Source organism: Enterobacter cloacae subsp. cloacae ATCC 13047 (assembly GCF_000025565.1).
In the GTDB taxonomy this organism is placed as follows: Bacteria; Pseudomonadota; Gammaproteobacteria; order Enterobacterales; family Enterobacteriaceae; genus Enterobacter; species Enterobacter cloacae.
Genome location: NC_014121.1, coordinates 3,395,208 through 3,409,127 on the forward strand (window position 1 = coordinate 3,395,208; position 13,920 = coordinate 3,409,127).

The 13,920-nt window shown below is 52.4% G+C and carries 15 protein-coding genes and 1 other annotated feature; of the genes, 10 read left to right on the forward strand and 5 right to left on the reverse strand.

Going from position 1 to position 13,920, the window contains the following annotated elements; genetic code table 11:
- Positions 1-18: 18 nt before the first annotated feature.
- Positions 19-843 carry an SDR family oxidoreductase gene (locus ECL_RS16505; RefSeq protein WP_013097842.1) on the reverse strand — a complete coding sequence of 275 codons (825 nt, stop codon included), beginning with the start codon at positions 841-843 and terminating at the stop codon, positions 19-21.
- A gap of 175 nt (positions 844-1,018) precedes the next feature.
- Here ECL_RS16505 and hisL point away from each other — a divergent pair, with 175 nt between their 5' ends.
- From hisL to hisIE, 9 genes are all read left to right on the forward strand, one after another.
- Positions 1,019-1,069, forward strand: a complete 51-nt coding sequence (hisL, locus tag ECL_RS16510) for a his operon leader peptide (protein WP_001364200.1) — start codon at positions 1,019-1,021, stop codon at positions 1,067-1,069.
- Positions 1,045-1,168, forward strand: a sequence feature (His leader region). Its footprint overlaps the gene before it by 25 nt.
- 45 nt (positions 1,169-1,213) lie before the next feature.
- The gene (gene hisG, locus ECL_RS16515) at positions 1,214-2,113 is read left to right on the forward strand and encodes an ATP phosphoribosyltransferase (protein WP_000886595.1); all 900 of its coding nucleotides are present in this window, start codon (positions 1,214-1,216) and stop codon (positions 2,111-2,113) included.
- Between the two features lie 5 nt (positions 2,114-2,118).
- Entirely contained in the window at positions 2,119-3,423 is a 1,305-nt protein-coding gene (gene hisD, locus ECL_RS16520; protein WP_013097843.1) for a histidinol dehydrogenase, read from the forward strand.
- Positions 3,420-4,481, forward strand: a complete 1,062-nt coding sequence (hisC, locus tag ECL_RS16525) for a histidinol-phosphate transaminase (RefSeq protein ID WP_013097844.1) — start codon at positions 3,420-3,422, stop codon at positions 4,479-4,481. Before hisD ends, hisC begins: the two co-directional genes overlap by 4 nt.
- Positions 4,478-5,545: a bifunctional histidinol-phosphatase/imidazoleglycerol-phosphate dehydratase HisB gene (gene hisB, locus ECL_RS16530; protein WP_013097845.1), complete on the forward strand. Its 1,068-nt coding sequence runs from the start codon at positions 4,478-4,480 to the stop codon at positions 5,543-5,545. The genes hisC and hisB overlap by 4 nt, the downstream gene beginning before the upstream one ends.
- Positions 5,545-6,135 (forward strand): imidazole glycerol phosphate synthase subunit HisH, encoded by a 591-nt coding sequence (gene hisH, locus ECL_RS16535; protein ID WP_001103580.1) that lies wholly within the window; start codon positions 5,545-5,547, stop codon positions 6,133-6,135. The genes hisB and hisH overlap by 1 nt, the downstream gene beginning before the upstream one ends.
- Positions 6,135-6,872, forward strand: a complete 738-nt coding sequence (gene hisA, locus ECL_RS16540; RefSeq protein ID WP_013097846.1) for a 1-(5-phosphoribosyl)-5-[(5-phosphoribosylamino)methylideneamino]imidazole-4-carboxamide isomerase — start codon at positions 6,135-6,137, stop codon at positions 6,870-6,872. Before hisH ends, hisA begins: the two co-directional genes overlap by 1 nt.
- Complete coding sequence (gene hisF / locus ECL_RS16545; RefSeq protein WP_013097847.1) at positions 6,854-7,630, forward strand: imidazole glycerol phosphate synthase subunit HisF; 777 nt, start codon at positions 6,854-6,856, stop codon at positions 7,628-7,630. Before hisA ends, hisF begins: the two co-directional genes overlap by 19 nt.
- Positions 7,624-8,235, forward strand: a complete 612-nt coding sequence (gene hisIE / locus ECL_RS16550; protein WP_000954830.1) for a bifunctional phosphoribosyl-AMP cyclohydrolase/phosphoribosyl-ATP diphosphatase HisIE — start codon at positions 7,624-7,626, stop codon at positions 8,233-8,235. The genes hisF and hisIE overlap by 7 nt, the downstream gene beginning before the upstream one ends.
- Positions 8,236-8,274: 39 nt before the next feature.
- On the opposite strand, the gene wzzB is transcribed toward hisIE, so the two are convergent.
- On the reverse strand, positions 8,275-9,255 hold the full coding sequence (wzzB, locus tag ECL_RS16555) for an LPS O-antigen chain length determinant protein WzzB (protein WP_013097848.1): 981 nt from the start codon (positions 9,253-9,255) through the stop codon (positions 8,275-8,277).
- Between the two features lie 192 nt (positions 9,256-9,447).
- Here wzzB and ECL_RS16560 point away from each other — a divergent pair, with 192 nt between their 5' ends.
- The gene (locus tag ECL_RS16560) at positions 9,448-10,452 is read left to right on the forward strand and encodes an NAD-dependent epimerase (RefSeq protein WP_013097849.1); all 1,005 of its coding nucleotides are present in this window, start codon (positions 9,448-9,450) and stop codon (positions 10,450-10,452) included.
- A 51-nt stretch (positions 10,453-10,503) separates the two neighbouring features.
- On the opposite strand, the gene ugd is transcribed toward ECL_RS16560, so the two are convergent.
- The 3 genes from ugd to rfbB form a co-directional block, all read right to left on the reverse strand.
- Complete coding sequence (gene ugd / locus ECL_RS16565) at positions 10,504-11,670, reverse strand: UDP-glucose 6-dehydrogenase (protein ID WP_013097850.1); 1,167 nt, start codon at positions 11,668-11,670, stop codon at positions 10,504-10,506.
- 240 nt (positions 11,671-11,910) lie between these two features.
- Complete coding sequence (gene rfbA, locus ECL_RS16570; protein WP_013097851.1) at positions 11,911-12,792, reverse strand: glucose-1-phosphate thymidylyltransferase RfbA; 882 nt, start codon at positions 12,790-12,792, stop codon at positions 11,911-11,913.
- A complete protein-coding gene (gene rfbB / locus ECL_RS16575) occupies positions 12,789-13,877 on the reverse strand; it encodes a dTDP-glucose 4,6-dehydratase (RefSeq protein WP_013097852.1) in 1,089 nt (362 codons plus the stop codon). Before rfbB ends, rfbA begins: the two co-directional genes overlap by 4 nt.
- Between the last annotated feature and the right edge of the window lie 43 nt (positions 13,878-13,920).

Consider the following 13,920-nt stretch of genomic DNA (forward strand, 5'->3'; position numbering starts at 1 on the left):
TAGATTCCGCCGGAGGACTTATGCCATGGGCATCACCAGCGGATCGGGATACTGATACTCAAAACCCAGTTCATGACAAATGCGGTTGCCATCGACAATTTTGCCTTTGCTTTCGTCCTTTGTCTCACCAAAAACGGGTGGCGCCAGACCCAACTGACGCGCCATCAGCGGGTAAAATGTGCTTCGCGCAGGATGAGAGGGTGCACATATATTATAGATGTGCCCGCCCTTTGGAGCCTGCAAGAGGAGCTCAATTGCCCCGACTACATCGTCTAGATGCACCAGATTCACCACATGTTGCCCATCGGGGGCAGACTTGCCGGCAAAAAAGCGTCCCGGGTGTCGCCCAGGGCCAACCAGCCCCGCCAGACGCAGGATATCAACCTGCGTTCCCGGCAGGTTGTGCAGCCAGTCTTCCAGCTCTTTTAACACTTTTCCGCTCGCGGTAACAGGACGGCGCTCGGTAGTCTCCTTCACCACACCTTCAACATCACCGTAGACCGAGGTTGAGCTGGTAAAAATAATACGCGGCACATCGTGTGCCAGTGCGCTGTCGACAATCTCCTGCATCGCCTGCAGATAGAATGATTCGCCCGGACCGCTGCGACGCGCGGGAAGCGTAATGACCAGCGCATCCACATTCATCAGCGTGTCCAGATCGTCAGTATCACATACCAGTTCTGGTTCAAGACGCAGCTCGACGCCATCAATACCGCACATGCGCGCCGCCTCCACGCCATCCGCCGTGGTTTTGCTCCCGGTCACATGCCAGCCTTTCGCGGCTAATGACATCGCCAGCGGCATTCCCAGCCATCCTAAACCGACAATCGCGACCTTTTTCATGTGAATTCTCCTGACTCTCACTCGTCTCTCATAAGGCTACGCCAGCGCAGCAGAACACACAATTCATAGCATCAATATGAAATGAATTAATGATCAAAAAAAGCCCTTGCAATGTGTCACACAACTGGTTTAGGTTAAAAGACATCAAATGAATAAGCATTCATCGAGAATTTATATGACACGCGTTCAATTTAAACACCACCATCATCACCATCATCCTGACTAGTCTTTCAGGCGATGTGTGCTGGAAGACGTTTGGATCTTCCAGTGGTGCATGAACGCATGAAAAAGCCCCCGGAAGATCTTCTTCCGGGGGCTTTTTTTTGGACCAAATTCAGACAGATTAAAACAGGTTAACGAGGAACACAGAATGTTAGATAACTCACGTTTACGCATAGCTATTCAAAAATCAGGCCGTTTGAGTGATGATTCACGCGAACTGCTGGCCCGCTGCGGGATTAAAATCAACCTGCACACCCAGCGCCTGATTGCCCTGGCTGAAAACATGCCCATCGACATTCTGCGCGTGCGTGATGACGATATCCCGGGCCTGGTAATGGACGGTGTCGTTGACCTTGGCATCATCGGTGAAAACGTACTGGAAGAAGAGCTCCTGACCCGTCGCGCTCAGGGTGAAGATCCGCGTTACTTCACCCTGCGTCGCCTGGACTTCGGCGGCTGCCGCCTGTCGCTGGCAACACCGGTTGATGAAGCCTGGGATGGCCCGGCCGCGCTGAACGGCAAACGCATCGCTACCTCTTACCCTCACCTGTTAAAACGCTATCTGGATCAGAAAGGCGTGCAGTTTAAATCCTGTCTGCTGAATGGTTCTGTTGAAGTCGCGCCGCGTGCGGGCCTGGCGGATGCCATTTGCGACCTCGTCTCGACCGGTGCCACCCTGGAAGCGAACGGCCTGCGCGAAGTAGAAGTGATCTACCGCTCCAAAGCGTGCCTGATCCAGCGTGACGGCGAAATGGCTGACGCCAAGCAGCAGTTGATCGACAAACTGCTGACCCGTATCCAGGGCGTGATTCAGGCCCGTGAATCCAAATACATCATGATGCATGCACCAACCGAACGTCTGGACGAAGTGATCGCCCTGCTGCCAGGTGCTGAGCGCCCTACCATTCTGCCACTGGCGGGCGATCAGCAGCGTGTGGCGATGCACATGGTCAGTAGCGAAACGCTGTTCTGGGAAACCATGGAAAAACTGAAGGCACTGGGCGCAAGCTCCATTCTGGTGCTGCCAATTGAGAAGATGATGGAGTAATTGCCATGAGCTTTAACACTATCATTACCTGGAATGAGTGTACTGACGAACAGCAGCGCGAGCTGTTAATGCGCCCGGCCATCAGCGCCTCCGAAAGCATCACCCGTACCGTGACGGAGATCCTGAATAACGTCAAAACCCGTGGCGATGAAGCGCTGCGGGAATACAGTGCAAAGTTTGATAAAACGGAAGTTGATGCATTAAAGGTTACCGAACAGGAAATCATTGATGCCAGTAATCGTCTGGGTGATGACATCAAACAGGCGATGGCCGTCGCGGTGAAAAACATCGAGACCTTCCACGTCGCGCAGAAACTGCAGACCGTTGATGTGGAAACGCTGCCGGGTGTGCGTTGCCAGCAGGTGACCCGTCCGGTCGCCTCGGTGGGTCTTTACATCCCTGGCGGCTCCGCCCCGCTGTTCTCAACCGTATTAATGTTGGCCACCCCGGCACGTATTGCCGGTTGCCAGAAAGTGGTGCTCTGCTCCCCACCACCGATTGCCGATGAAATTCTCTATGCTGCAAAACTCTGTGGCGTGCAGGAAGTGTTTAAAGTCGGCGGCGCGCAGGCGATTTCTGCCCTCGCGTTTGGCACTGAATCTATCCCGAAGGTCGACAAAATTTTCGGCCCGGGCAATGCCTTTGTCACCGAAGCCAAGCGCCAGGTCAGCCAGCGTCTTGATGGCGCGGCCATTGATATGCCCGCGGGTCCGTCGGAAGTGCTGGTGATTGCCGACAGCGGCGCCACGCCGGATTTTGTGGCGTCTGACCTGTTATCCCAGGCGGAACACGGCCCGGATTCGCAGGTGATTTTACTGACGCCAGATGCCGATATGGCCAAACGCGTGGGTGAAGCCGTAGAGCGTCAGCTTGCCGACTTACCCCGCGCCGACACGGCACGCCAGGCGTTATCCGCCAGCCGCCTGATTGTGGCGCGCGATCTTGACCAGTGCATCGCTATCTCCAACCAGTACGGCCCGGAGCACCTGATTATTCAGACCCGCAACGCGCGCGACCTGGTCGACAGCATCACCAGTGCAGGTTCGGTTTTCCTCGGCGACTGGTCCCCGGAATCCGCTGGCGATTACGCCTCCGGCACCAACCACGTTCTGCCGACGTATGGTTACACCTCGACCTGTTCCAGCCTGGGCCTGGCCGATTTCCAGAAACGCATGACCGTGCAGGAACTCTCCCGTGAAGGGTTTGCCTCGCTGGCGTCCACCATTGAGACGCTGGCCGCCGCCGAGCGCCTGACCGCCCACAAAAACGCCGTTACGCTGCGCGTTGCAGCCCTGAAGGAGCAAGCATGAACATTGAAGAATTAGCGCGGGAAAATGTCCGTCGACTGACGCCTTATCAGTCTGCTCGTCGCCTGGGCGGCAACGGTGATGTCTGGCTGAACGCCAACGAATTCCCGACAGCGGTACAGTTTGAGCTGTCACAGCAGACGCTGAACCGTTATCCGGAGTGTCAGCCAAAAGCAGTGATTGAAAACTATGCGCAATATGCAGGCGTGAAGCCGGAGCAGGTGCTGGTCAGCCGCGGTGCGGATGAAGGCATTGAGCTGTTGATCCGCGCGTTCTGCGAGCCAGGTAAAGATGCGGTGATGTATTGCCAGCCTACCTACGGCATGTACAGCGTCAGCGCGGAAACCTTTGGCGTGGCGTGCCGTAACGTGCTCTCCCTGGAGAACTGGCAGCTGGACCTGCAGGGAATTGCCGACAATCTGGACGGCGTGAAGGTGGTCTTTGTCTGTAGCCCCAACAACCCGACCGGGCAGATTATCAACCCTCAGGATATCCGAACCCTGCTGGAGATGACCCGCGGCAAAGCACTGGTGGTCGCCGACGAAGCCTATATTGAGTTCTGCCCTCAGGCGACGCTGGCCGGCTGGCTGGAAGAGTACCCACACCTGGTGGTGCTGCGTACGCTGTCGAAAGCCTTTGCGCTCGCAGGTCTGCGCTGCGGGTTTACGCTGGCCAATAAAGCGGTGATCGACCTGCTGCTGAAAGTGATCGCCCCCTATCCGCTTTCTACTCCCGTGGCTGACATTGCCGCTCAGGCCCTGACCCTGCAAGGGATTAATGCGATGCGTGAGCGTGTGGCGCAAATCCTGGAAGAGCGACAGTACCTGGTGACCGCCCTGAAAGCGATCCCTTGCGTAGAGCAGGTGTTCGACTCTGAAACCAACTACCTCCTGGTTCGCTTTACCGCCTCCAGTGCCGTATTTAAATCTTTATGGGATCAGGGCATTATCTTACGTGATCAAAATAAACAACCTTCTCTGAGCGGCTGCCTGCGTATTACCGTAGGTACCCGTTCAGAGAGCCAGCGCCTGATTGACGCACTGAAAGCGGAGAAAGTATGAGCCAGAAGATCCTCTTTATCGACCGAGACGGCACCCTGATTTCGGAGCCACCAACCGATTTTCAGGTCGATCGTTTCGACAAACTGGCTTTTGAACCAGACGTGATCCCGGTGCTGCTGAAACTGCAGAAAGCCGGATATAAGCTGGTGATGATCACCAACCAGGACGGTCTGGGTACCGACAGCTTCCCGCAGGCCGACTTTGACGGCCCGCATAATCTGATGATGCAGGTACTCACCTCTCAGGGGGTGGTATTTGATGAGGTGCTGATTTGCCCACATCTGCCTGCCGATGCGTGCGACTGCCGCAAGCCGAAGGTGAAACTGGTAGAACGCTATCTGCTGGAAGATGTCCTGGATAAAGCTAACAGCTACGTTATTGGCGATCGCGCCACCGACATTACGCTTGCCGAAAATATGGGCATCACCGGGCTGCGCTACAACCGCGACGATCTCAACTGGGTAAAGATTGGCGAGCAGCTCACCAAACGTGACCGCTACTCGCACGTAGAACGCAACACCAAAGAGACACAGATTGACGTGAAGGTGTGGCTGGATCGCGAAGGCGGCAGCAAGATCCACACTGGGGTGGGTTTCTTCGACCACATGCTGGATCAGATTGCCACCCACGGCGGCTTCCGCATGGAGATTACGGTTAAAGGCGATCTCTACATTGACGACCACCACACCGTTGAAGACACCGGTCTGGCGCTGGGCGAAGCGCTGAAGCTGGCCCTGGGCGACAAACGTGGCATCAACCGTTTTGGGTTTGTTCTGCCAATGGATGAGTGCCTGGCGCGCTGTGCGATGGATATCTCCGGTCGTCCGCACCTGGAATATAAAGCCGATTTCACCTACCAGCGCGTGGGCGATCTCAGCACCGAAATGGTGGAGCACTTCTTCCGTTCATTGTCCTACACCATGGGCCTGACGCTGCACCTGAAGACCAAAGGCAAGAACGACCACCACCGAGTGGAGAGCCTGTTCAAGGCCTTTGGCCGTACCCTGCGCCAGGCAATTCGTGTGGAAGGTGACGCCCTGCCCTCATCAAAAGGAGTGCTGTAATGAATGTGGTGATTCTGGATACCGGATGCGCCAACCTGAACTCCGTGAAATCGGCCATTGCGCGCCACGGCTACGAGCCGGTGGTGAGCCGTGACCCGGACGTCGTGCTGCGCGCAGACAAACTCTTCCTGCCTGGTGTAGGCACCGCGCAGGCGGCGATGGATCAGATCCACGAGCGTGAACTGGTCGATCTCATCAAAGCCTGTACCCAGCCAGTGCTCGGGATTTGCCTGGGTATGCAACTGCTCGGCCGTCGTAGTGAAGAGAGCAACGGCGTCGAACTGCTGGGTATTATTGAAGAAGACGTGCCAAAAATGGCCGATCACGGTTTACCACTGCCACATATGGGCTGGAACCGCGTTTATGCGAAAGCGGGTGACAGACTGTTTCGCGGCATTGAGGATGGCGCTTACTTCTACTTCGTGCACAGCTACGCCATGCCGGTGAATCCTTACACCATCGCCCAGTGCAATTATGGCGAGGCGTTTACCGCGGCAGTGCAGAAAGATAACTTCTTCGGCGTGCAGTTTCACCCGGAACGTTCGGGTGCCGCAGGCGCTCAGCTGCTGAAAAACTTCCTGGAGATGTGATGATTATTCCCGCTTTAGACTTAATTGACGGCACGGTTGTTCGTCTTCATCAGGGTGATTACGGCCAGCAGCGCGACTACGGTAACGATCCGCTGCCCCGCCTGCAGGATTATGCCGCTCAGGGTGCGCAGGTGCTGCACCTGGTGGATTTAACGGGCGCGAAAGATCCGGCAAAACGCCAGATCCCACTGTTAAAAAAACTGGTGGCGGGCGTGGATGTCCCCGTACAGGTTGGTGGCGGTGTGCGCACGGAAGATGACATTGCGGCACTGCTGGACGCGGGCGTGGCGCGCGTGGTGGTCGGCTCGACGGCGGTCAAAGACCCCGACACGGTGAAAGGCTGGTTCCGCCGCTTTGGTGCCGACGCGCTGGTGCTGGCCCTGGATGTCCGTATCGATGAACAGGGTAACAAGCAGGTAGCGGTAAGCGGCTGGCAGGAGAATTCTGGCGTTACCCTGGAGGAGCTGGTGGATATTTATCTGCCCGTTGGTCTGAAGCACGTGCTGTGCACCGATATCTCTCGCGACGGCACGCTGGCAGGCTCTAACGTTTCTTTATATCAAGAAGTTTGCACCCGCTATCCGCAGGTGGCGTTTCAGTCCTCTGGTGGCATAGGTGATATTAATGACATCGCCGCGCTGCGCGGGACCGGCGTCAAGGGTGTGATTGTGGGCCGGGCCCTGCTGGAAGGAAAATTTACTGTGACGGAGGCGATTCAATGCTGGCAAAACGGATAATCCCTTGCCTGGACGTACGTGACGGCCAAGTCGTAAAAGGCGTGCAGTTCCGCAACCACGAGATCATCGGCGACATCGTCCCACTGGCAAAACGCTATGCCGATGAAGGTGCAGACGAACTGGTATTTTATGATATCACCGCCTCCAGCGATGGCCGCGTGGTGGACAAAAGCTGGGTCGCGCGCGTCGCAGAAGTGATTGATATTCCGTTCTGCGTGGCGGGCGGGATTAAGTCTGCAGAAGATGCGGCGAAAATCCTCTCCTTTGGTGCCGACAAAATTTCAATCAACTCCCCTGCGCTGGCCGACCCGGAGCTGATCACCCGTCTGGCCGATCGCTTTGGCGTGCAGTGTATTGTTGTCGGGATCGACACCTGGTATGACGCGGCCACCGGCAAGTATCACGTCAACCAGTATACTGGCGACGAAAGCCGTACCCGCGTGACCCAATGGGAGACGCTGGACTGGGTTCAGGAAGTGCAAAAACGTGGCGCGGGCGAAATTGTGCTGAACATGATGAACCAGGACGGCGTGCGTAACGGTTACGATCTGGAACAGCTGAAAAAAGTGCGTGCGGTTTGTCACGTACCGCTGATCGCCTCCGGCGGCGCGGGCACTATGGAACACTTCCTGGAAGCCTTCCGCGATGCGAACGTTGACGGCGCGCTGGCGGCTTCCGTGTTCCACAAACAGATTATCAATATTGGTGAGTTAAAAACGTACCTGGCCGACCAGGGCGTGGAGATCAGGGTATGTTAACAGAGCAACAACAGGCGCAGCTGGACTGGGAAAAAACGGACGGATTACTGCCCGTGGTTGTCCAGCATGCCGTTTCCGGTGAAGTGCTGATGCTGGGATATATGAACCAGGAGGCGCTGGCGAAAACGGTCGACAGCGGTAAAGTGACCTTTTTCTCGCGCACGAAACAGCGCCTGTGGACCAAAGGGGAAACCTCTGGCCACTTCCTGAATGTGGTTAGCATTACGCCGGATTGCGACAACGATACTCTGCTGGTTCTGGCTAACCCCATCGGTCCCACCTGCCATAAAGGCACCAGCAGTTGCTTCGGAGAGGCAAGCCACCAGTGGCTGTTCCTGTATCAACTGGAGCAGTTACTGGCTGAGCGTAAAACGGCAGATCCTTCCAGTTCGTATACGGCGAAGCTGTATGCAAGCGGCACCAAGCGTATTGCGCAGAAAGTGGGTGAAGAAGGCGTTGAGACCGCGCTGGCCGCGACGGTGCATGACCGCGAAGAGCTGACCAACGAAGCGTCTGATTTGATGTATCACCTGCTGGTGCTGCTGCAGGATCAGGAGCTGGATTTAACGGCGGTGATTGAGAATCTTCGTAAGCGGCATAAATAAAAAAACCGGGGAATTTCCCCGGTTTTTTTTATCTGCAAGTCAGGCTTTTGGTTTGTAGTTACGCAACGCGTTGCGGCCGAGAACCACACCTGAACCGATAATCCCACCGAGCAAGACTGCCAGAATTAACGTGATGGCCTTTTTCGGGCTGTCACGTCGGATAGGAAGATCCGGCTTCATGACGTAACGATAGACATGAATAGTGTCCGGCTTAACGTTTAGCTTCTCAATATCCAGTAAGTTTTGTTTGGTCTGATAATACGCACCAGGGAAGACCAGTGGACGAGACGCTTCGTTATCAATCATCGATTTCAGCGCTTCGCTTCCCAGCAGGAACATGGTTTCCTGAGTCACGTCCTGAGTTTGCTGGATCTGCGGGGTGGTAATTTTCGCCGCTTCCGCATTCTTAAGCGCCTCAGTGATCTGTTGGATACGCAGATCTTTTTGCTCCTGAGCAACTTTCTCCTGGTTTTCAAGAGAGTCATTTAGCGTGGTAATCTGCTGCTTAATGTTATCTTTAAGATCGAGCGCAAGTTCCTTCGCCGTTTGCTCGTCTACTTGCTGAATGTATTGCGCCAGCTGCTTCTGCGCAGCTTCAGCAGATTCACCTTGATACGTGACGCTCAACGGCAACGCTTGCCCTTTAACGGTAGAATCGATGGTCAGTTTTTCTGGCATTTCCTGATTTTCAAGCGCCTGAGCTAAAGCAGAAAATGAGGAATTGAAACGACCAATGGCACGGTTTTGGATATCCTGCATTGAAGGTGCCGCACTACCGTAAAGAATATTCAGTGCATTCGCGTATGTGGCAATCTGCGCCGCATCCGGCTGGGAAATGATCGCGGACGAGGTCCATTTTTCTTTTGCAACGGTGATGTAAATACCCGCAATGATGATAAAAACAGCAACAAAAGCGCCAATTACCCACTTTCCACGCCACAGCTGTAGCACTAAATCAAGTAAATCAATTTGCTCCGGACCATTACTGCTATTAACCGGAGTATTGTTGTTCTGCGTCATACAATCCCTAACAGATGAAAAAGGGCAAAAAAAGTGATGTCTACATAGTGTATCTGTTGCCAGCGATTTTTCTATCAGAATCCGATGAGTTATATCGGAAAGATGGGTTATATAACTCGCGGCCAACGCGCTATCATATAGCAATTCTGATGTCTCAGGCATCGACAAGAACGAAGAGTTAACGAGGAAGATATGAAATTTTTGGTTACGGGCGCGGCAGGATTTATCGGATCGCATGTCAGCAAACGCTTGCTGGATGCCGGACACCAGGTCGTCGGTATTGATAATCTGAACGACTACTACGACGTCAATCTCAAGCTGGCACGTCTGGATTTACTGAAATCCGGGAATTTCACCTTCCACAAGATGGAGTTAGCCGATCGTGAAGCCATGGCAGCGCTGTTTGCCTCTGAGAAGTTTGATCGCGTGATACATCTGGCCGCACAAGCAGGTGTGCGCTACTCGCTGGAAAATCCGCACGCGTATGCGGATGCTAACCTGGTCGGTCACCTTAACGTGCTGGAAGGCTGTCGCCATAACAACGTTCAGCATCTGCTGTATGCCTCATCAAGCTCCGTTTATGGTCTGAACCGCAAGATGCCCTTCTCTACTGACGACTCGGTAGACCACCCGGTGTCACTGTACGCGGCGACCAAAAAAGCCAATGAGCTGATGTCGCATACTTATTCCCATCTGTATAACCTGCCGACCACTGGTCTGCGTTTCTTTACCGTGTATGGCCCGTGGGGACGTCCGGACATGGCGCTGTTTAAGTTTACAAAGGCGATGATCGAAGGCAAAAGCATTGATGTCTACAACTACGGCAAGATGAAGCGCGACTTTACCTATATTGATGACATCGCCGAAGCTATTCTCCGCCTACAGGATGTCATCCCTCAGGCTGATGAAAACTGGACTGTCGAAACCGGTTCGCCGGCGACCAGTTCCGCGCCTTATCGCGTTTATAACATTGGTAACAGCTCTCCGGTTGAGCTTATGGATTACATTACGGCGCTGGAAGAAGCACTCGGCAAAGAAGCAGAGAAAAACATGATGCCGATTCAACCAGGTGACGTGCTGGAAACCAGCGCGGATACGAAAGCGTTGTATGACGTTATTGGCTTTAAACCGCAGACCTCAGTCAAAGACGGGGTGAAAAACTTCGTGGACTGGTATCGCGCTTTCTACAACGTCTAAAACAAAAAACCCGGCACACTGGCCGGGTTTTTTACGTGCTTAACGCAAATATCAGTCGCTACCAAACAGATCTCGGGTATACACTTTATCCGCCACGTCTGCCAGTTCTGCTGCCATGCGGTTAGAGATGATCACGTCCGCTTCCTGCTTGAATGCATCCAGATCGCGAATCACGCGTGAATGGAAGAACTCATCTTCCTGCATTGCAGGTTCATAAATAATGACCTGAACACCCTTCGCTTTAATACGCTTCATGATCCCCTGAATGGACGAGGCGCGGAAGTTATCGGAACCGCTCTTCATGATCAGACGATATACACCCACCACTTTCGGCTGACGCGCGAGGATGGAATCAGAAATGAAATCCTTACGCGTGCGGTTGGCATCCACAATGGCTGAAATCAGGTTGTTTGGCACAGCCTGATAGTTGGCCAGCAGCTGCTTGGTATCTTTTGGCAGGCAGTAACCACCGTAGCCAAATGACGGGTTGTTATAGTGGTTACCAATGCGCGGATCGAGACAAACGCCTTCGATAATCTGGCGGGTGTTCAAACCCAGGCTCTCAGCGTAGCTGTCCAGTTCGTTGAAGTAAGCGACACGCATTGCCAGGTAGGTATTTGCGAAAAGCTTAATCGCCTCCGCTTCAGTGGAGTCGGTAAACAGTACCGGAATATCTTTCTTAATTGCTCCTTCCTGCAGTAGGGCAGCAAAGCGCTCAGCACGTTCAGAACGCTCACCAATCACGATACGGGAAGGATGCAGGTTATCGTATAACGCCCTGCCCTCGCGCAGGAACTCTGGCGAGAAGAAGACGTTATCGATGCCCAACTCTTCTTTAATGGATTTAGTGAAACCTACCGGAATGGTTGACTTAATCACCATCACCGCGTTCGGGTTGATTGTGATAACGTCTTTAATGACCGCTTCTACAGTGGATGTGTTGAAATAATTCGTTTTCGGATCGTAGTCGGTAGGAGTGGCAATGATGACGTAATCCGCATCGCGGTAGGCATCTTCTTTATCCGTAGTAGCGCGGAAATTCAGTTCTTTATGAGTAAGATAATCCTGGATTTCTTTGTCAACAATTGGCGATTTCTTCTGGTTGAGCATATCCACTTTGGACTGCACGATATCCAGCGCAACCACTTCATGGTTCTGGGCAATCAGAATACCGTTCGAGAGTCCAACATAGCCTGTTCCGGAGATTGTTATTTTCATTTACTTGACTTCTTCAGTATGAGTTTCTGGTGACATTCAAAGGCCCACCACAATGATTAACTGGTGGATTTTTAGCGCTAATGCCAATTCCCTGTCAAGATTCACCCCCTGCCGGGCAAGGGCTTTTTCTCCGTATCAGGAACCATCCAAACGCCATGTTAGTCGCCTTTACACCAGCATCAACGCTGCATTTGACGACTATCCGAGCTAAAAAAAAGAAAATTAACAGTTGAGCTCAAATCAGACTAATCCCTTAATGAGATTTAACAGATATTGACCATAACCCGTCTTTTTTAATGGCTCGGCAAGCAACTGAAGCTGCTCCGCATTGATGAATCCCCGACGGAAAGCAATCTCTTCAGGACAGGATACTTTCAGCCCCTGCCGTTCTTCGATAGTGGCAATAAAGTTGCTCGCCTCGATCATACTCTGATGTGTTCCGGTATCAAGCCAGGCATAACCGCGTCTCATCATCGCTACCGACAATTGTCCCTTCTGCATGTAAAGACGATTGATGTCTGTTATTTCAAGCTCACCACGTGCCGACGGGCGTAAGGTTTTGGCCATCTCAATAACATCATTATCATAAAAATAGAGGCCGGTTATCGCGTAATTACTCTTCGGCTTTTCAGGCTTTTCTTCAATGCCAATTGCTGCACCTTCTTTATCAAATTCAACGACACCATAACGCTCCGGGTCACTGACATGATAGGCAAAAACGGTCGCGCCTTTTTCCTGGCTGGCTGCATCCTCGAGTAATCTGGGTAAATCATGACCATAGAAAATGTTGTCACCTAACACCAGAGCACAATTGTCATCACCGATAAATTCTTCACCCAGAATAAAGGCCTGCGCCAGTCCATCAGGACTAGGCTGTACTTTATACTGCAGGCGCAATCCCCATTGGCTGCCATCCCCCAGCAATTGTTCGAAACGAGGCGTATCTTGTGGCGTGCTGATAATCAAAATGTCCTTGATACCCGACAGCATTAACGTAGAAAGCGGGTAATAGATCATCGGTTTATCGTAAATTGGCAGGAGCTGTTTACTTACCGCCATCGTTACGGGATAAAGACGCGTACCAGAACCGCCAGCTAAAATGATACCTTTACGCTTCGTCATTTCTTGCGCTCTCCATAATTCTGCTCAATCCAGCTTTTGTAAGCACCGCTTTGAACATTAGAAACCCATTCCTGGTTGTTCAAATACCATTCGACTGTTTTTCGAATGCCACTCTCAAACGTCTCCTGAGGTTTCCAACCTAGTTCAGCTGTAATTTTACGGGCATCAATGGCATAACGACGATCGTGTCCAGGACGATCGGTTACGTAGGTGATCTGGTCCCGATAAGAGGTTGTTTTTGGAACAATTTCATCCAGCAGATCGCATATTGTATGAACTACCTCAATATTTTTCTTCTCGTTGTAGCCGCCAATATTATATGTTTCGCCAGTTTTACCCGTAGTCAGAACGGCATACAACGCACGTGCATGATCTTCAACATATAGCCAATCGCGGATCTGGTCACCTTTGCCATAAATAGGTAATGCCTTATTTTCGAGAGCATTAAGGATGACGAGTGGAATTAATTTCTCTGGGAAATGAAAAGGACCATAGTTATTGGAGCAGTTAGTGACAATCCCCGGCAGTCCGTAGGTGCGGATCCATGCACGAACTAAATGATCGCTTGATGCTTTTGATGCGGAATAGGGACTGCTTGGCGCATACGCTGTTTTTTCGGTAAAGAGCGGTAACGAAGAGGAGCTGTGATGCTCATCAGGATGGGGTAAATCGCCATAAACTTCATCTGTTGAAATATGGTGAAAACGAAATGTCGATTTAGCCCGCTCATCCAGTGCAGACCAGTAAGCGCGGCTCGTTTCTAACAGGACGTAAGTGCCTACAATATTTGTTTCAATAAATGCAGCTGGCCCAGTGATGGAGCGATCAACATGGCTTTCTGCCGCCAGGTGCATTACTGCATCGGGTTGATGAGCGGCAAAAATCTTTTCCATTGCAATTTTGTCGCATATATCAGCATGTTCAAAAACATAGCGGTCACTATCGCTTACTTCACGCAAGGATTCCAGATTACCGGCATAGGTCAATTTATCAACGTTAACAACGCAATCTTGAGTATTATTAATAATATGTCGGATAACCGCGGAACCGATAAAACCGGCACCACCGGTGACGAGAATTTTCACGCAATCTATTCCGTTCAAAAGTGAGTGGACTTGGCGAGATAAA